Source organism: Mucilaginibacter endophyticus (assembly GCF_003351025.1).
Taxonomy (GTDB): Bacteria; Bacteroidota; Bacteroidia; order Sphingobacteriales; family Sphingobacteriaceae; genus Mucilaginibacter; species Mucilaginibacter endophyticus.
Genome location: NZ_QPCG01000001.1, coordinates 1,138,819 through 1,157,001 on the forward strand (window position 1 = coordinate 1,138,819; position 18,183 = coordinate 1,157,001).

The 18,183-nt window shown below is 42.8% G+C and carries 13 protein-coding genes; 9 read left to right on the top strand and 4 right to left on the bottom strand.

What is annotated here, in order from left to right:
- Positions 1 to 274 precede the first annotated feature (274 nt).
- Entirely contained in the window at positions 275 to 712 is a 438-nt protein-coding gene (locus tag DUL71_RS04640) for a DUF1003 domain-containing protein (RefSeq protein ID WP_114936950.1), read from the bottom strand.
- A 372-nt stretch (positions 713 to 1,084) separates the two neighbouring features.
- Between DUL71_RS04640 and DUL71_RS04645 the strand changes: the two genes are divergently transcribed.
- Positions 1,085 to 4,513 carry an ABC transporter permease gene (locus DUL71_RS04645; RefSeq protein ID WP_114936951.1) on the top strand — a complete coding sequence of 1,143 codons (3,429 nt, stop codon included), beginning with the start codon at positions 1,085 to 1,087 and terminating at the stop codon, positions 4,511 to 4,513.
- Positions 4,514 to 4,618: 105 nt separating this feature from the next.
- On the opposite strand, the gene DUL71_RS04650 is transcribed toward DUL71_RS04645, so the two are convergent.
- From DUL71_RS04650 to DUL71_RS04660, 3 genes are read right to left on the bottom strand one after another with little or no spacing between them, the layout of a single operon-like run.
- Positions 4,619 to 5,020, bottom strand: a complete 402-nt coding sequence (locus DUL71_RS04650) for a DUF1634 domain-containing protein (RefSeq protein WP_114936952.1) — start codon at positions 5,018 to 5,020, stop codon at positions 4,619 to 4,621.
- 10 nt (positions 5,021 to 5,030) lie between these two features.
- Positions 5,031 to 5,864, bottom strand: a complete 834-nt coding sequence (locus DUL71_RS04655; protein WP_114936953.1) for a sulfite exporter TauE/SafE family protein — start codon at positions 5,862 to 5,864, stop codon at positions 5,031 to 5,033.
- A gap of 3 nt (positions 5,865 to 5,867) precedes the next feature.
- A complete protein-coding gene (locus DUL71_RS04660) occupies positions 5,868 to 6,515 on the bottom strand; it encodes a FadR/GntR family transcriptional regulator (protein WP_114936954.1) in 648 nt (215 codons plus the stop codon).
- Positions 6,516 to 6,810: 295 nt separating this feature from the next.
- Between DUL71_RS04660 and DUL71_RS04665 the strand changes: the two genes are divergently transcribed.
- From DUL71_RS04665 to DUL71_RS04700, 8 genes are all read left to right on the top strand, one after another.
- Entirely contained in the window at positions 6,811 to 7,389 is a 579-nt protein-coding gene (locus DUL71_RS04665; protein ID WP_114936955.1) for an RNA polymerase sigma factor, read from the top strand.
- Between the two features lie 177 nt (positions 7,390 to 7,566).
- On the top strand, positions 7,567 to 8,733 hold the full coding sequence (locus tag DUL71_RS04670) for a FecR family protein (protein ID WP_114936956.1): 1,167 nt from the start codon (positions 7,567 to 7,569) through the stop codon (positions 8,731 to 8,733).
- Positions 8,734 to 8,957: 224 nt separating this feature from the next.
- Positions 8,958 to 12,392: a SusC/RagA family TonB-linked outer membrane protein gene (locus DUL71_RS04675; RefSeq protein WP_114936957.1), complete on the top strand. Its 3,435-nt coding sequence runs from the start codon at positions 8,958 to 8,960 to the stop codon at positions 12,390 to 12,392.
- Between the two features lie 9 nt (positions 12,393 to 12,401).
- Positions 12,402 to 13,895 carry a RagB/SusD family nutrient uptake outer membrane protein gene (locus DUL71_RS04680; RefSeq protein WP_114936958.1) on the top strand — a complete coding sequence of 498 codons (1,494 nt, stop codon included), beginning with the start codon at positions 12,402 to 12,404 and terminating at the stop codon, positions 13,893 to 13,895.
- 19 nt (positions 13,896 to 13,914) lie between these two features.
- Positions 13,915 to 14,769, top strand: a complete 855-nt coding sequence (locus DUL71_RS04685; RefSeq protein WP_114936959.1) for a DUF4843 domain-containing protein — start codon at positions 13,915 to 13,917, stop codon at positions 14,767 to 14,769.
- 11 nt (positions 14,770 to 14,780) lie between these two features.
- Positions 14,781 to 16,217: a PKD-like family lipoprotein gene (locus tag DUL71_RS04690; RefSeq protein ID WP_114936960.1), complete on the top strand. Its 1,437-nt coding sequence runs from the start codon at positions 14,781 to 14,783 to the stop codon at positions 16,215 to 16,217.
- 21 nt (positions 16,218 to 16,238) lie between these two features.
- Positions 16,239 to 16,991, top strand: a complete 753-nt coding sequence (locus tag DUL71_RS04695; protein WP_208645474.1) for a basic secretory protein-like protein — start codon at positions 16,239 to 16,241, stop codon at positions 16,989 to 16,991.
- A gap of 52 nt (positions 16,992 to 17,043) precedes the next feature.
- A complete protein-coding gene (locus DUL71_RS04700; protein WP_114936962.1) occupies positions 17,044 to 18,180 on the top strand; it encodes a TlpA disulfide reductase family protein in 1,137 nt (378 codons plus the stop codon).
- The last annotated feature ends 3 nt before the right edge of the window (positions 18,181 to 18,183 follow it).

The window sequence follows — 18,183 nt, forward strand, 5'->3', positions numbered from 1 at the left end:
CTCGTGCGCAGAGGCCCTACCCGCTATGCTTCGACTGGCTCAGCATGACCCCATTTTTAATTATGTCATGGGTAGCCTGTCGACGGACGCGCGCAGAGGCCCTACCCGCTATGCTTCGACAGGCTCAGCATGACACCCGTTTCAATTATGTCATAGGCAGGAGGCACGAAGAAGCAATCTCGTAGCCAATGTGTGTCCGATTTGTATAGCTACGAAATTGCCGCGCAGCGCGGCAATGACACATTTTTTTTAAGATATAATTTCACATTCTGAGCTACTTGTTCTTTTCCATCTTTTCAAGTAGTTCCAATATGCGGTCCAGCTTATCAACTTCAATGGAGTTTAGCTTTTTTGTTAATGCCTCAATTTCTTCTTTGGCATCGCAGTTTGTCCTATAGTCAGCGTCGGCCTGGGCTCTGTCTCGTTCATTTTGGCGGTTTTGTGCCATCATGATGATGGGTGCAGCATAGGCTGCCTGTGTCGAAAAAAGAAGGTTCAGTAATATATAAGGATACGGATCCCAATGATAGATATATGCAACAGCATTCAAGATCATCCAAAGAGCTACAATAATAGTCTGGATAATGATAAAGCGCCATGAACCCATGCCGGAAGCAACGGAGTCGGCTAATCGCTGACCAAAATCTAATGATTCCTTGTGTAATTGATGCCAGGTTTTTTCTGCCTTTAAATGATTTAGCTTTAGTTTCATTTGTAATATTTAAGTGGGGTTGAGGATTGATTCAAAATCTGATTTAATGTTTATACCACGGATAAAGTTAACGCGGGCAACGCGAATCAAAGACTAAACTAATTTAACACGTTATAACCCGACTTCAAAACTTTAGTTGAATGGGAAAGAGCGATGTGTCCAATATTTTATAGGCTCTTTTAGGAAAGCGATACTGACGATGTCAAAAGCAGTATAGTCTTACAGTTGAGGTTAATTCCAGGGAGGGTTCTTCTTGAAACCGTACATCATACCGTCCGCTTTCGGTACGCTTTTACTGAGGTTTTTTAATGTAATTTGTTGTTGGTTAGTTGTTTGTAACTTTGGAATGATGGTTGAACCTGTTTTATTTACTTGGAATTTATAACTTTTCATATTGGCTTTTATGAGCTGGCATCCATCGGAACCTTGTTTTCGGGAATGCCTCTTGTGGTTCTTTTACTGCTTTCAAAACGGGGAGACCGAAGGGCAAACTTGTTTTTGAGTTTGGCTATAGTTGCCATTATATTAAAGGTTGGATGCCTTATAGCGTTCTGCTTACCACTGGTGGGGCCTTTATGGTATTTTTTTGTTCGCCGGCAAACAGATTCCGACAAGCAATTTCGCTGGTGGGATAGTCTGCATTTCTGGCCCCTGCCGGCTGCGTATTTGATTGCATTGCCATGGCTGGCCTTGATCTCGAACATCGGTTATCTTTATTTATCATACCGTTTGATCCGGGGTTTCTATAGCCGCCTGAAGCCGGTACTGATGGATAAACCTCGCTTCACTTTCAGGCGGCTGGAAAAAGTTCATGTTCTCCTGGGTTTGTTATGCCTGTGCTGGCCCTTGAATGATCTTTTCTCTTTCGCGACCGTTTATGTGTTGTTTGGCGTGGCAGCCGGCAAGGTATTGCAACCGGATGGCAATGGCCAATCAGCAGCGTCTTTAGCAGATCGTTCGGATGTGAGGGAGAAGAGCAGGCGGCTGAAGGAGGCCGTTGTTGCCAATCGCCTATATGCGGACGCTGAATTAACCCTGAGCTCCCTGGCTGTGAAACTAACAATGCATCCACATGATTTATCCCGCATTATCAATACAGGATTGAACAGGAGCTTCAACGATTTTATTAATGAACTCCGCGTTCGGGAAATAGCCCGTAAAATGCAGGACCCGAGTTATAATCATTTCACGTTGCTGGGTATCGCCTACGAATCCGGATTTAACTCCCAAAGAACCTTCAATCGGGTTTTCAAGGAAATGACCGGTAAAACACCGGCAGAATACAAAAAGAGCCTGGAAAAAGAGTGGCCAACTCATAAATTGGCTGTTCCGCTGGGAATTCGCCCTGTAATATTGCGTCAGGAAACACTGCCTGCTTGGACAGGTAACACATTAAAACGCAATTATATGTTCAGGAATTATTTCAAAACGGCATTCAGAAACCTGCTGCATAGTAAGGTATATTCTTTCATTAACATTGCAGGGCTGAGCATTGGCCTTGCCTGTGCTATGCTGATCCTGCTTTATGTTCAGGACGAGGTAAGCTTCGATCGTTTTCATCAGAACGCCGGCCAGATCTACCGGATAGATAAGCAAATGAAAAGAGATGATGGAAGTATTAACAATGGTAGTTATACAGGCTATTTTCCCGGACCTCGTTTTGCCGCCAAGATTCCCGAAATACAAAGCTTCGTCCGTTTTCAACCATCGGAGGCGGATATCAAAACCGGAACCGACATTCGGTCGCAGGCAATTTGCTTAGTCGACGCAAATTTCTTGTCGGTATTTAATTTTCCGCTACTTACCGGCGATGCCAGATCTGCATTAACAGAACCTAATTCGGTAGTAATTACAGAAGATATCGCAAAAAAATATTTTGGCAGTGCGGATGCCCTGGGCAAGATCATCTCTGTAAAAAACGATGGTAATTTTAAACCCCTTATGATCACCGGGGTTGCCAGGAACTGTCCTGAGAACTCATCTATCAAATTCCAGGTGCTGCTCCGGTTGAGCGTTTCGGCAGCCGATGAAAGCAATAACGGTAATTGGTTCAACTCCTTTCTGAGCACTTTTGTGGTACTTTCTCCCGGTGCCAATATCAAAACAGTTCAGGATAAAATGAACAAGGTATTTGAATCGGATGCCAGTAAGGCCATCAGCGAGATCAAAAACAAATATCATGTGCAGCATATTGGCCAGTCGTATATGCTGGAGCCGCTAACCGGGATCCATCTCGGTAAGATCATCCCCAATGAAGATGAGATATTGAGCGATAAAAGCAACCCCGAATTTTCTTATATCCTCTCGGCTATAGCCGTTTTTGTCCTGCTGATTGCCTGTATCAATTTCATTAACCTAACGGTAGCACGCTCTGTAAAACGGGCCAAGGAGATTGGTATCCGTAAGGTGATTGGGGGGACAAGCAGACAGTTGCGGTTTCAATTCCTGAGCGAGTCCTTTGTGCTTTGTTTCATCGCTTTCCTATTCGCCTTTGCAATTGTTGTTATCGTATTACCTTTCTTCAACAGTCTGGCCAATAAAGCCTTATCGCTTTCTTACTTATTTAGCCCGAAACTGATCATTGATTATATCGTACTTTTTATAGTCACCGGCTTATTGGCCGGCGCTTATCCGTCGATGATTTTATCTGGCTACCGGCCTGTTGAAACATTGTACAGCCGGTTTAACCTGGGCGGAAAAAATGGCCTGCAGAAAGCGCTGGTTATCTTTCAGTTTGCACTGGCATCGTTTTTAATTATTGGTGCTATGGCTATTTATCTTCAGTTCGATTATCTGACGACTCAAAAGCTGGGTTATGACGACAGTCATTTGATAACTGTTGACCAATTTCCGTTAAGCGCGGATCAGGCTGCTTTGTTCAGGCAGGAGTTGATAAAAGATCCGGATATAATTGATGCGGCACCCAGGAACGGCGGCTACAATAATAATACGGTGAAAGTAAACGGTGACCAGTCAATCAATGTTTCTGTTGAAACGGTTGATGCAGCTTACGTGCCGCTCCTTAAAATACCATTACTGGCAGGCCGTAACTTTTCTGCTGAATACTCCTCAGACCGCACAAGTTCTGTATTGGTGAACGAAGCATTTGTGCAACAGGCAGGATGGAAGCAAGCCATAGGGCAGCAAATATCAAGCTTTGAAAACGAAACTTACCAGGTTATAGGCGTAGTAAAAGACTATCATTACCGGCCTTTAACAGAAAAGATCCTTCCTCAGTTATTTACCACGAACCCTGCAAATGATTACGGAATGATGTACATCAGGATCAGGCCCGGTACCGAAACGGCAAGCCTTCAACACATTTCTAAAAAATTTAAGGAACTCTTTCCGCTAAGTCCGTTTAGTTACAATTTTAAACAAGATCAGAACCAGCAGAGTTATACCGCCGAAGCCAGGTGGAAAGGCATTATTTTGTTCAGCGCGGTATTAACCATTTTTATCTCGTGCATTGGTTTATTAGGGCTATCCGTTTTAGCCGTTGAAAAACGTGTTAAAGAGATCGGCGTACGCAAAATACTCGGCGCTTCGGCAGACAGGATCGTTATGCTCTTATCGGCCGGTTTCTTAAAACTGATCCTGATCGCACTCGTTATATCCATTCCGTTTGCGTGGATAGCTACAAATAAGTGGCTGCAGTATTATCCTTACCGGATAGCGCTTAACTGGTGGCTGTTTGCATCAGGTGGTATATTAGTAATATTCATCGCCCTGATTACCATTAGCTTTCAATCAGTCAAAGCGGCTATTACTAACCCGGTAAAGAATTTGAGAACAGAGTGAGTCAGCTTTGCGCACAGGTTATCTGATTGGAATATCTCTTAACGTAGGATATTAAATTGCAGAGGGAAGCTTTAAAGACAGCTATCACCTCTGCTTTGAGCTGTTTTATACTTTCAATCCGCCTATAGTACTGAATAGCATTACGCAGAGTACTATTGTGGTAATAATCACATAAAGCTTATCTTTTTCTAATGCAAAACCTAATAGCGACAATGCTATCCGCAAAACCGGCGTGGCAATAAGCACCATTACGCCAAATTGCACAATGCCTTTTGCATTGAACTGTAGTGTACTTGAAATAATGCCACCAAAAGTGGTGAAACTGTTATCCTCGCCGTTAAAGCGATGATAAGAAGGCATGAGTGCCGAACCATGCTGAATGAGGAATAAGATGCCCCCGAGCAGTACTATACAGCTTGCAGTTATTACACCGGTACGTAGCAATCGACCTACAAGGAGCTCAATATCGCGGTCGCCCAGGTTTTTGCCATTGTTATTTGCGTTCATATATTTTCAATTAAAATTTGTGTTGAAATCCGTTATACATCATTTCGGCGGCTACAAAAACTATGGCTGCACAAAAAATGTAGCGCAGCACTTTCGGATCAAGTTTTTTAAGTAATATGGCCCCGGTAAATGCGCCTCCTAATACACCCAGTACAACTGGAAAGGCTATAGTGGGGTCCATGTAGCCCCGTTGCAGGTAAACCACTGCGCTGGCAGCAGCAGTAACGCCAATCATGAAGTTACTTGTGGTAGTACTTACTTTAAATGGTATGTGCATGGTTGAATCCATGGCCAGTACCTTGAGTGCCCCCGAGCCTATACCCAAAAGGCCTGAAAGTATACCGGCTAAGGTCATGATAGAAAATCCGGCCCCTACATTTTTAAGTTTGTAGTCAACTTGCCCCTCCGGGGTTGGATAGCTGCCGTTAAGCTTTAAAAATGCCGCTGTTTTGCTGCCTTCTGTAAGCGCAAGCTGGTTCTTCTTTCTCAAAGTCATTGCTGCCGAAAAAAACAGGATACAACCAAAAAGTATCGCGATGGTATTAGTAGGAGTGTATACTGCAAGTAAAGCGCCTATGACGGCTCCAACAGTAGTAGCAATTTCCAGGAACATGCCTAAACGGATATTGGTAATACCCTCTTTTACATACGCGCTTGCCGCGCCTGATGAGTTGGCGATAGAAGCCAGCAGGGCCGCGCCAATGGCATATCGAATATCCACATGGAAAACCAGGGTTAACAAAGGAATAACAACTACCCCGCCGCCGAGGCCGGTTAATGAACCTACAAGGCCGGCCAGATAGGCGCCGACCAATAGTATGATGGTGAAAGTTAAAATGGTCATGATTTAATAATTATTTTTTAAAATTTCGGTAGTGATCTGGCGTGCGGTTTCGGTGTCGCCTTTTGCGATGGTGTTATAAAGTGCCTCATGCAAATGGTGACTCATGGCAAAATGGTTTACGCCCTGTTTTTCGCGTTTTTCAAAAAAGTCGCGGATGATTACCGTGAAACTATGGTACAGGTCGGCTAATACGCTATTTGAAGATGCCTTTGCAACTGCCGAGTGAAAAGATAAATCGGCATCGATACAGGCTAACCGCTGTCCGGCCATTATCGCATCTTTACGTTGTTGCAGCCTGAGTTTAATTTCCTGAAGGTTATCTTCCGTACGGTGTTTTGAAGCGAGGGTAACAATTTCCAGTTCAAGCATCTGGCGTACCGCATTGATCTCATCAAAGGCGGCACGTTTTAATCGCTGGTCAATATTGTCCGAATCGGATATGGCGTTTACAAATGTTCCTGATCCCTGCTGTACGCGTAGCACGCCTGCATCTGCGAGTGATTTGATGGCTTCGCGTATGGTTGAACGGCCAACATTATATAAATCCATCAATTCAAACTCCGAAGGCATCTTATCGCCTTCGTTCCATTTACCGGCAACAATATCGTTTTTGATAAGCCGGATAATTTTATTGCTAAGTTTCTCTGCCATGTTGAGCTATTAAACTGTACAAATGTATGATGTTTATTTAAACATATGATGTTTTAATTTAATTCTTTTATAATTGTATGACATTACAAGATTTTTGGTAGGGGATTAGACAACGCAATTGGCTGGTTTTATAGCGTGCCGGCGAAGCAAAATCATTTCTTCAGCCAATGTCAATCTATAAAATCTATTTTATAAGATAATTTCTATATTTGGATTTGACACATAAACAAGAAGCATTGAACCACCATGATGTTTGTGTAATTAACCTGATTGCTATAGGAAATTGAAATAACACATGGCCCCCCTTGACTTATCAGCCGACGATGCTGAACTTCTGAAACTTATTGGCGAAGGCTACAAACCTGCCTTTGACGTCTTGTATAACAAATATTGGAAACAGGTTTATAACACGGCATACAAGCGGGTTAATGATATGGAGCGCGCGCAGGATATTGCCCAGGATGTATTTGTGCAATTGTGGGTGCGCGGATCAAAATCGCCTATTGAAAACCTGTCGGCTTATTTATTGGTTGCCGCCCGTAACGGTGTTTTTAAATACATGGAGAAGGAATCCCGCTATGCGGCATTGCCCGATACTGTGCAGGAAATTGAAAGCCCCCTTGGTCGTGCCGATGCCAACGTACTTCATGACGAATTTTTAAAAGCTTTTAACGAGCTTGTAGATACTTTACCAACGCAGCAGCGTATTATATTCAATTTGCGCTTTAATGAAGGCCTCTCAAGCCAGCAAATTGCAGATCAGCTGCAAATCTCACCAAAAACTGTCCGTAATCAGATGGGAAAGGCCCTTGCCACGCTTCGCAAGTCGCTTTTTTTATTTCATGTATTGCTTTATTTTTATCAAAAAGGTTGATAAAACGTTTTTTCCTCAAGGGTGATGCTGTTTTTTTAACAATAATGTTATTTTGTTGAATGAATTTTACCATTTTGATTAGTAATGGATGCTATTTTTAAATAAAACATTAAAAATATTTTCAATTAACATGGGCTATTTTCATTTTACCGACTCATGTATATATAAAGGATGTAAATGGACGAGGCGAACAAACAATATTTTATACAAATACTAACAAAATACAGGCTTGGCGAGGCTACTCAGGAAGAAATTAAATTCCTTGAGTCGTATTATAACCTGTTTGATTTAAATGATGATCTGATTACTGAAGAGAATGAGGCCGACTATCTATATCTGAAAGATGCTATTAAAGCTACTGTTGACGAGCGGATAGTACAACTTGAAAAAGAGCCGGTTACAATGCCGTCAAGATCTGGTTGGATAAGGTACGCTGTGGCAGCATCAATTATGTTGTTTATTTCGGTTGGCGCTTACCTCTTTATTCGTAGCAGTCATAAGGCCAATAATTTTGCGGCAAACCCCTATAAAAGGATAGTGCCCGGAACAAACAAGGCTACGCTTACTTTGGCCAATGGCACAACCATATCGCTTGATGATGCCGCTAACGGGCAGATAGCCAAACAGGCTGGTGTGAAAATTACCAAAACTGCCGACGGGCAGATAGTTTACCAGGCCGACGCGACAGGACAGGATCAGGCTGTTCAAAATACAGTGGCCACACCCAAAGGCGGCCAGTATAAAGTGATCCTGCCCGATGGTACCAACGTATGGCTTAACGCATCATCATCAATAAGCTATCCAACGGTTTTCAAGGGAGCAGAACGGATGGTAACCCTTAATGGTGAGGGGTACTTTGAAGTGGCTAAAAATAAAGCTATGCCTTTCAGGGTAAAATCGGCGCTGCAAACTATTGAGGTATTGGGTACACATTTTAATATCAATGCTTATGCCGATGAAGCGGTAGTTAAAACAACACTGCTGGAAGGTTCGGTGAAGGTGATATCAGAAACAAGCTCAACGCTTATTGTTCCCGGAGAACAGGCTGTGATAAACCGTCAGGGCAATGGTGTTATCAGTAAGCAGCAGGTAAACCTTGATGCGGAAGTTGCCTGGAAAAACGGTGTATTCTCATTTGCAGATGAGGATATCCGAGAAGTGATGCGCCAGGTAAGCCGCTGGTATGATATTGATGTGGTTTATGAGGGTGATATGCCGACTGAAAAATTTTTCGGCGAAATTTCAAGAAGCAGCAACCTGGCTGATGTTTTCAAGATCCTGGAACTTAACAACATGAAATTTACGGTGGAGGGTAAAACGGTGACGGTATCGTACAGTAAATAATATTTAACCTTAAACTTTATACTAACAACTAAACAAAACTAAATGCTAATCACTAAAACAATGCTTAATGGATAAACAACTACGATAAATCTCAGACATATCTCTCATTAACAGACCAAAAATTAACCGGAAGCCTCTCACCGCTTCCGGTTTAAAATAGGTCAGGCAGCACAAGATGTCGAAGCCCTGGGCTGCATTTTATTAACCCAATCTTATTCAAAAATATGAAATTAACTTTTCTTTACAATGCCGTATGCGCCATACGGAGGGTAAAGTTCAAATTCTTATTAGTATTGAAACTCACCACTATACTGTTGCTTATTGGTGCGCTACACTTATCCGCAGCAAGTTATTCTCAAACGGTAACTATATCCGGTAAAAATAAAAGCCTCGAATCGGTTTTTAAGGATATAAAGCGTCAAACCGGTTATTTGTTTTTTTATAGCGAAAAAGTAAATATAAAGGGCAAAACAGTTGATGCCGATTTTCGTGATACACAGCTGGTTGATGTACTTAACGTGTGCCTTAAAGATTTTGACCTGAGTTTTACGATCGTATCTAAAACCATTGTCATTCAAAATAAAATACCCGAACCCAGGCCGGCTCCGGTTGTTGCTATGAGCAAAATTCCGGTAAGCGGGCGTGTGTTGGATTCGGTAAGTAAAACCACTTTACCGGGCGTAAATATTGCTGTTAAAGGGAGCAGGGGAGTAATAGGCCAAACTAATGATAAGGGGGAGTTTAATGTACAGGCCGATGCAGGGCAAACATTAGTATTCTCGTTTATGGGCTACAAATCGGCCGAAGTTAAAGTGGTAGCAGGCCAATCGATTGTAGTGAAGCTTTTGCCTGATATTAACAACATTAAAGATATTGTAGTAACCGGTTACCAGGTTATCAAAAAAGACAATTACACTGGTAATGCCATCACGATAAGCGGTGCAGACCTGAAGCGCAATAACCCGCAAAATGTGATCAAGAGTATTGCCTCGTTTGATCCGTCGTTTAAAGTGCTTGATAATAACCTTGCAGGTTCTGATCCCAACAAACTGCCAAAGATAAATGTAAGGGGGACCACAGCTATTCCTTCCATCAGCGACGATATACTTGACCGTAATAACCTGTCAAGTAATTATAATCTGCCGGCCTTTATTCTTGATGGTTTTGAGGTAACACTTCAAAAGGTAGTAGATCTCGATATCAACCGTATTGAATCGGTTACATTGCTGAAAGACGGTGCGGCTACCGCGGTTTATGGCTCAAGGGCTGCCAACGGTGTAATGGTTATTACAACCAAAGCCCCCGTTGCAGGAAAACTGCAGTTATCATACAATTACGAGCTTACCTTCAACGGCCCCGACCTGTCTGACTATCATGTGCTTAATGCCAAGCAAAAAGTGGCTTATGAACAGTTAGTTGGCTTGTATAATACACAAACATCTACCAGTGGTGATACCAAACAGGATGAGCTTGACGCCCAGTTATTCACCCGCTTAAAAAATGTTGCGAGTGGTGTTAATACCTATTGGTTATCACAACCCTTGAGAAACGCCTATCAGCAAAAACATTCGGTATACGCGCAGGGCGGCGACCAGTCGTTCAGGTATGGTATCGATTTGCGTTACCAGACACAACCTGGCGTTATGAAAGGTTCGGATAATACGCGTTATAGTGGCGGGGTTAATTTTACTTATAATCCTAATTCAAAACTTATTATCAGGAATGATCTTACTATAACACAGGTTAACCAGGTTAACTCACCTTATGGTGATTTTTCTACCTATGTAAATGCCAACCCATATTTCCCGATAAGGGATAGCACGGGCAGACTGGTACAGGAACTTGCCAACTGGCGTGTAAACACGGGCCGTACAGGAACAGATCAATATGTTACCGAAAATGTATTTAACCCTTTATATGAAGCCAGCCTGAGCAGCTTTAATAAAGCGGCCTATACCGAGATACTGGAGTCATTCTCGGCCGATTATAAAATATCAAAGAGCCTGCGGTTAAGGGCGTTAATGAGTGTAAATAAAACCAATTCAACCACAGATAATTACGTGTCGCCATTGAGTAGTGTTTTTTACAACTACGCGTCTGATAAGTTGAATAACAGAGGCACTTATGATTACGGAACAAATGCCAGCCTTAACCTGGACGGAAACGTAACTATTAATTATAACAAGCAACTGGGCGATCATTATTTCAACCTTGTTTTGGGTGCTAACATTTTGGCTTCAAAGGCTGACGTTAAGTCATTTTCGGCCGAAGGTTTTTCGAATGACAGGTTTACCAATATAGGCTTTGCCCGTATCTATAAAGAAAACTCAGGTCCTTACGGCGATGTTACTAAATCAAGAACCGCCGGTGCTTTCTTTTCGGGTAACTATGCGTTCCAAAATAAATATCTTTTAGATGCTTCGGTACGCGTTGACGGTTCATCTGCCTTTGGTGCCGACAGGCGTTATGCTCCTTTCGGATCTCTCGGTATTGGCTGGAATATTCATAAAGAAAGCTTTTTCCAGGGTTCAAAAGTAATAAGCCAACTGCGGCTTAAAGGAAGTATCGCAACGCTTGGTTCTATAAGCTTCCCGGCATACCAGTCACGCTCAATTTATTCGTACGATACACAAAACTGGTATTCAACCGGTATTGGCGCTACCATATTGGGCTATGGAAACAGCAACCTGGAGTGGCAGAAAACCCGCACCTCAGATATAGGTATGGACATTGGCTTGTTTAAAGACAGGATAGTTATATCGCCAAGATATTACTATAAACTCACCAAAGGACTTATCACCGACATTAACCTTGCACCGTCAACCGGTTTCAACACCTATAAGGATAACCTTGGCGATATGTCAAACAAAGGTTATGAGCTTTACCTCGTAGCCCAGGTTTTTCACACAACAGATTGGAATATTAACGTAACGGGTAACCTTGCCCATAACGTTAACAAAATAGTGAGTATATCCGACGCGCTAAAGGCATTTAACAATAACATAGATAACTTCCAGACCAATAAGGATAACAATGCATTTTCAACCCCGCTAACCCGGTATGTTGAGGGTAAATCATTAAATACCATTTATGCCGTAAAATCATTAGGTATCGACCCTGAAAATGGTAAAGAGATCCTGGTGAAAAAAGATGGTACCCTAACCTATGTATGGGATGTTAAGGACGTGCAGGATGTAGGCAATACCACGCCAAAGGCCGAAGGCTTTTTTGGCAGCACAGTTTCATACAAACGGTTTATGCTAAGCTTTAGCTTTCATTACCGTTTTGGCGGGCAGGCCTTTAACCAAACCCTTATTGATAGGGTTGAAAACGCCGACCCGCGCTTTAACGTTGACAGCAGGGTACTGGAACAAAGGTGGAAACAACCCGGCGATCACACATTTTTCAAAAACATTACCGACCTCACCGATACCTATGTGTCATCGCGGTTTGTACAAAAAGATAACCTGATCGAACTGCAGTCGCTTTACCTGTCGTATGATTTTAAGCCAAAGGCTATTCGTCGTTTGGGGCTTCAAAATCTAAGACTGGCAGCCACGGCCAACGACGTTTTCAGAGCTTCAACTATTCAGGCAGAACGGGGTATCAATTATCCCTTCGCCCGCAGCTTAACATTTTCATTACTGGGTTCATTTTAACGCATAACCATGAAGAGATATTTAATTTTTATACTCCCGTTGCTGGTATTTACCTCATGTAAAAAGTTTTTGGATGTACAGCCAGAATCTGACGTAACCAAAGAGCAGCTGTTTAGTACCGAAGATGGTTTTGAGGAGGCATTAAACGGTGTTTATACCAGGTGTACAAAAGCAGATATATACGGAGGGAACCTCACGTTCAGCAACCTTGATATCATGGCGCAGAACTATTCGTTTTCCAATGCCGATTTTCAGAAGATCGCGTCTTTTCAGTACAGCCAAAGCATTTTAAAGGATAAAAACAGCCAGATTTGGTCATCAGTTTACAATGCTATCGGTAACTGTAATGAAATATTGCAGGTGATAGATAAGCAAAAGGCTGTGTTTTCGGGTAACAACTATGCCATCATTAAAGGCGAGGCACTTGCCTTACGCGCATACCTGCATTTTGATCTTTTGCGCATGTTCGCGGCATCTTACAAATACAATCCAAACGGCAAAGGGATTCCTTATGTAACTAATGTTAGTATCAAGAGTACACCATTTTCGTCGGTAAGTGATGTAATTAACTATGCTATAATTGATCTGCGTAATGCGCGTACGTTGTTGAGCAATACCGACCCCATTATTCCGGCCGGTTATATTGTTGGCTATCCCAATAAAACCTATCCTGATGGTTATACCGGTGCTAAGCAAACAGAAACTACAAGTAATACGCTGTTTTTGCAAAACCGCCGGCACAGGCTCAACTATTACGGTGTATGTGGCGAACTTGCGAGAGTTTACCTGTATAAAGGTGATTACCAGAATGCACTCTCCAACGCTAATGATGTAATAAGCGCCAACAAATTCCCCTGGACTCAAAAAGATGATGCCTTTAACAACAACGTTGAGCAAAAAGACAGGATATTTTACAACGAGCTGGTATTTGGCTGGTATGCACCGCATGCCAATGATAACAACGCACTTGTTACCCTGTTCAGTGCGGCCAACACCGCTCAATACCAGCCAACGCCGCTACAGTTAGATAATATCTATGAAAAAAGTACCGTTGGCGCGGAAGATTGGCGCTACAGGCAATGGTTTTTTACAGCTACAGATGTAACGCCAAATCGCAGCTATCTGGTTAAATACATAGTTAACAGCTCGCCGCAGGTAAACCTGCACCCGTTAATGGCGCCGGCATTTCGTTTAACCGAAGCATATTATATAGCGGCGGAGGCCAGCTATGATAGCAACCCAACCAAAGCCATAGAATATCTGAATACTGTACGCACGCATCGCGGTATTATTGATCTGTTACCAAACACCTTAGGTAAAACTGCTTTTATGAACGAGCTCGTTAAAGAAGCCCGTAAGGAGTTTTACGGTGAAAGCCAGATATTTTACATGTATAAACGGTTGAACCTTGACATAGTGGCGGCCAGCGGACAGATCTATCCGGCATCAAACAGTATTTACGTGTTCCCGATTCCGGACGACGAAGCAGCTTACAACAATTGATCTCATACCATTTATAACAATGAAAAAAAAGATATTTTATGTTTTAGTGGTCGTTGCAGCTCTTGTTAGCTGTAAAAAAGACCAATTACTTACCTATGGCTCAAGAGATAACATTTATTTGAATTATAAAGATAAAGATGGCAACCAGGATACTTCTGTATTAACTTATTCTTTTGCCTATAATCCTACTCTGGCGCAGGATACCATTTGGGTACCGGTAATAATTTCGGGACAAAGGTCAAAAAACGAAAGGAAGTTTGCGATAACGGTAGTTGACACTGCTACTACGGCCAAAGCCGGTTTGCATTATGAGGCGCTTAAGCCATCCTACATTATGCCTGCCGACTCGGGTACAATAAAGGTCCCGGTGATTATCAAGAACAGTGATCCCGAATTGGCAAATAAATCGGTAATTCTTACCATTCTTGTTTCGGGTGGGCAGGATTTTAATTCGTCGCTCCCGGTATCATTACGGAAAAGAACTATCCTTTATTCTTCGCGTTTGGAGCAACCGGCCTGGTGGATTTACTGGATGGGTAACCTCGGCGCTTACAGCAGGATCAAGCATCAGCTATTCCTGATTTCTTCTGGCACTACCGATCTGGTTGATATGTCAAAACCTAATGCTTATCTCCAGATCCCGCGTACGCTGTATTATATAGATAACGTGAGAAACTTCATCAATGATCCGTTTGGCTGGGTTGCGCGATACCCGGAAAAAGGTTATGTGCTTACCAAACGGGCCGATGGAAGCAAGGATTATGATTTCTATAATTCTTCTTCGCCCAATAAGAAGTTTTACCTCAAGTATTACGATCAGGCAGACAAGTATTTTTTTGTTGATGAAAATGGTCAACAGGTTATTATCAATTAAACACTTAGGTCATGAAATTTAAATCGATAGCTATATTGGCGCTCATAACGGTATTTTATACTTCATGTAAAAAAGACCTGGGCAATTACGTATACTCACCACCCTCAGAACCGGTAGTTGCCGGTATTAATAACGCCACATTTTCGGCGCTGCTGGGCGATACCCTCACCATACAGCCAAAGGTTACCCTGGCTGGTGCCGATCCGCTCAAGGATCTTGAGTTTGAATGGCACATCACCGTGCAGGAAGAACTTCGGGAGGCAGTTTACAAGGGATATCCCCTAAAGATGGTTTACAATTTAGGTCCGGGCGATCGGGCCTGCAAGCTCACCATTACTGATAAACGGAACGGATTATTTTATAATTTTCCGTTTAAGATAACCGGTACAACGCAATTTTCGGCAGGTACTTTGGTGCTGAGCAATGATAACGGCGTTACCAAGCTATCATTTGTAAAACCGGATAAAACGGTATTGGGCAACATTTACAAGTCACTCAATAATGATGATTTGCCTGTTAACCCGGTAGAGCTGTATTATTCGAAGCCACTGCCTTATCAACCCAATACCAAAGAGGAGTACTGGGTACTCAGTAATGATCCTAATAAAAGCGGGGTAGTACTTGACGCCAGCACATTATTGAAACGGACAGATTTTTCAGCACAGTTTTTTTCGCCTCCGGCAGTTATCAGTGCAGGTTATCTTGAGCCGTTTTTGGGGCCTGTACAAATGGGAACAGTACCAACCGGCGTAATTAACGGCAAGCTGTACGTGGGCGTTTCATCAACCGCTCCGTTTGCCGATGACTACGGCAAATTTGCCAATGAGCAGGTTGGCGACTATACCATGTCGAAATATTTTACGCATGGCAGCTCTTTTTTTATCGGCTACAACCTTAAAGGAAAAGCGTTTATCACGTTTGGTGCGGATGGTACTTATTCAGGTGCCAACTACAAAATTGATACAGCAAGTACCGGTTTCGATCCTAAAAATGTAGGATATGATAACTTGTTGTTTATGAAGCCTACCGAGGGCGGCCCATCTTATGCTTTCTTTAAAACTGCGGCAGGTGCCATAACCGAACTCAGTTTCAGCTATCCTATGGGCGATGACAGGACTTTTAAAGGCCTGGGTAAACGCACATTTAAAGGCAGCGCATTAATTGACGATGATACCAAATGGGTGGTTAACAGCTTAAACGTGTTCTACTTTTCATCAAAAGGGAAAATATACCGCTATAATCCTATCAACGAAGACATCAGGCAGCTTGACGCAGACTTTGGGGGTAAAAAGATATCCATGCTCAAGATCAGTTTGGATGATAACACCCTTACTGTTGGCGCGGATGGCGCAGTTTACACGCTCGATGTGAGTGTTTCCAAAACTGGCAATATCACCAAAACATTAAGTGGCATACCAGGAGAGCCAATTGATATCATAACCAGATAAGAAACTAACCTATCAAAACATATGAAAAGAGTAAATAACAGCATGAAAGTTTTTGTGTTGATGGCCACAACCATGACGTTAACCAGCGCCTGCTATAAAGATAAACTGGCTGAAGATCAGGATCAACCACAGGTGAAGCCCGTTTTTCATGATTACCTGTCGCAAGATTCGGTAACACATGGTTCGTATACATTGATCTTCACCAACTACTCGCCCGATTTTGCTACGGATGCCGGTAGCAAGGTAAAAGACAGGATGATTGATGCCTTTTTTAAGGTTTATCCGGAAGAGGCAACAATTTACAATCCCAAAACAGCAACAAAGGTCTATTTCAACATTGATCCGTCGTATACCGGTGTTGCCGAAACTGGAAATGCCACCGTTCGCATCAATCCCAAATGGATGCTTGCCACACCTACAGATCTGGATGTGGTTACCCACGAGGTTATGCACATTGTACAGGCCTATAAAGGAAGCAATCCGGGATGGCTGGTTGAAGGGATTGCCGATTATGCCCGGTATACGCTGGGTATTGATAACGCCACTGCAGGCTGGTCGTTGCCCAATTATAGTGGGGATCAAAACTATACCGGCAGTTACCGCATAACTGCCCGTTTCCTGGTTTGGCTTGATAAGCATGTTAAAGCAGGTATTGTAAAAAGTCTTGATGCTGCCTGCCGCGATAACACCTACTCAGATCAAACCTGGAAAACATTAACGGGCAAAACAGTTGATGAACTTTGGACTGCTTACAGCCAAAATCCAGCTCTTTAATAATTCAAATAAGTAAATGTTTACAGCTTTTAAAGCTTAAAAAAATAAGAAAATGAAATTAAAATTTTTGGCCGCCGCCATCCTTTTGCCTGCAATTAGTATGGCTCAGAAAGCTAACTTCAGTATTACCGGACACATCGGTAAGCTGGATAAACCTGCCAAAGCCTATATCGATTATATGGATAATGGTACCAGTCACGAAGATTCATGCGTGGTTACCAATGGCACATTTAAATTTACAGGCAGTGTATCAGGTATAACTACCAGCCGCATGGCATTTGACCATACCGGGCAGGGCAAGCAACACGCTATTTATGCCCCAAATGCCGATGTTGTTTACATCTATTTCGGTAAAGAGAACATGGTATATACCTCGGCCGATTCGCTGGTAAATGCTAAAGTTACGGGTTCAAAAGTGTACGACGAGTTTCAGGCATATAACAAGCAGATAGGCGGTACCATTATGGATTTAACCAAAGCCGTTAACGCCGAATTTTCACGCGCTACTCCTGAGCAGCAAAAAGATACCGCTTTTGTAAAAGCTATTGATGCACGTTATCGCAAAAGCATCGCCGATAGAAATGAAAAACAATTTCTCTTCGCCAAAAACAATCCCAACTCTTACTTTGGTTTAGTAGGCCTGTCTGAGTCGGCCGGTACTAAGGTTGATGCAGATAAAGTTGGCCCGGTATTTAAAGCGCTTAACGCAACGTTGCGCGGTACAGATGTAGGTAAAGAGCTTGAGCAACGAATACAGGCAGCCGGCATCACCGCAATTGGCAAAGCCGCGCCAACGTTCACCCAAAATGATGTAAACGGAAAGCCGGTTTCGCTGAGCGATTTAAAAGGCAAATATGTTTTGGTTGAGTTTTGGGCAAGCTGGTGTGCGCCCTGCCGTGCGGGTAATCCTAACCTGAAAAAGCAATACGAGCTTTATAAGGATAAAGGCTTCGAGATCATTTCAGTTTCACTTGATAATGTAAAGGAAAAATGGGTTGATGCTATCGCTAAAGATGGCTTGCCGTGGATACATGTGTCTGACCTTAAAGGCTGGAACAATGCCGTTGGCCGTTTATATGGCGTTAGGGCTGTACCGCAAAGCTTCTTGCTTGATAAAGATGGTAAAATCATCGGCAATACCTTGCGCGATGAATCCCTGAATACCAAACTTGCCGAAATTTTTAACTAAAAC

Coding starts and splice junctions, on each gene's coding strand:
- DUL71_RS04700 (WP_114936962.1), top strand. CDS start 17,044: ATGAAATTAAAATTTTTGGCCGCCGCCATCCTTTTGCCTGCAATTAGT.
- DUL71_RS04690 (WP_114936960.1), top strand. CDS start 14,781: ATGAAATTTAAATCGATAGCTATATTGGCGCTCATAACGGTATTTTAT.
- DUL71_RS04650 (WP_114936952.1), bottom strand. CDS start 5,020: ATGAACGCAAATAACAATGGCAAAAACCTGGGCGACCGCGATATTGAG.
- DUL71_RS04675 (WP_114936957.1), top strand. CDS start 8,958: ATGAAATTAACTTTTCTTTACAATGCCGTATGCGCCATACGGAGGGTA.
- DUL71_RS04655 (WP_114936953.1), bottom strand. CDS start 5,864: ATGACCATTTTAACTTTCACCATCATACTATTGGTCGGCGCCTATCTG.
- DUL71_RS04680 (WP_114936958.1), top strand. CDS start 12,402: ATGAAGAGATATTTAATTTTTATACTCCCGTTGCTGGTATTTACCTCA.
- DUL71_RS04660 (WP_114936954.1), bottom strand. CDS start 6,515: ATGGCAGAGAAACTTAGCAATAAAATTATCCGGCTTATCAAAAACGAT.
- DUL71_RS04685 (WP_114936959.1), top strand. CDS start 13,915: ATGAAAAAAAAGATATTTTATGTTTTAGTGGTCGTTGCAGCTCTTGTT.
- DUL71_RS04665 (WP_114936955.1), top strand. CDS start 6,811: ATGGCCCCCCTTGACTTATCAGCCGACGATGCTGAACTTCTGAAACTT.
- DUL71_RS04670 (WP_114936956.1), top strand. CDS start 7,567: ATGGACGAGGCGAACAAACAATATTTTATACAAATACTAACAAAATAC.
- DUL71_RS04695 (WP_208645474.1), top strand. CDS start 16,239: ATGAAAAGAGTAAATAACAGCATGAAAGTTTTTGTGTTGATGGCCACA.
- DUL71_RS04640 (WP_114936950.1), bottom strand. CDS start 712: ATGAAACTAAAGCTAAATCATTTAAAGGCAGAAAAAACCTGGCATCAA.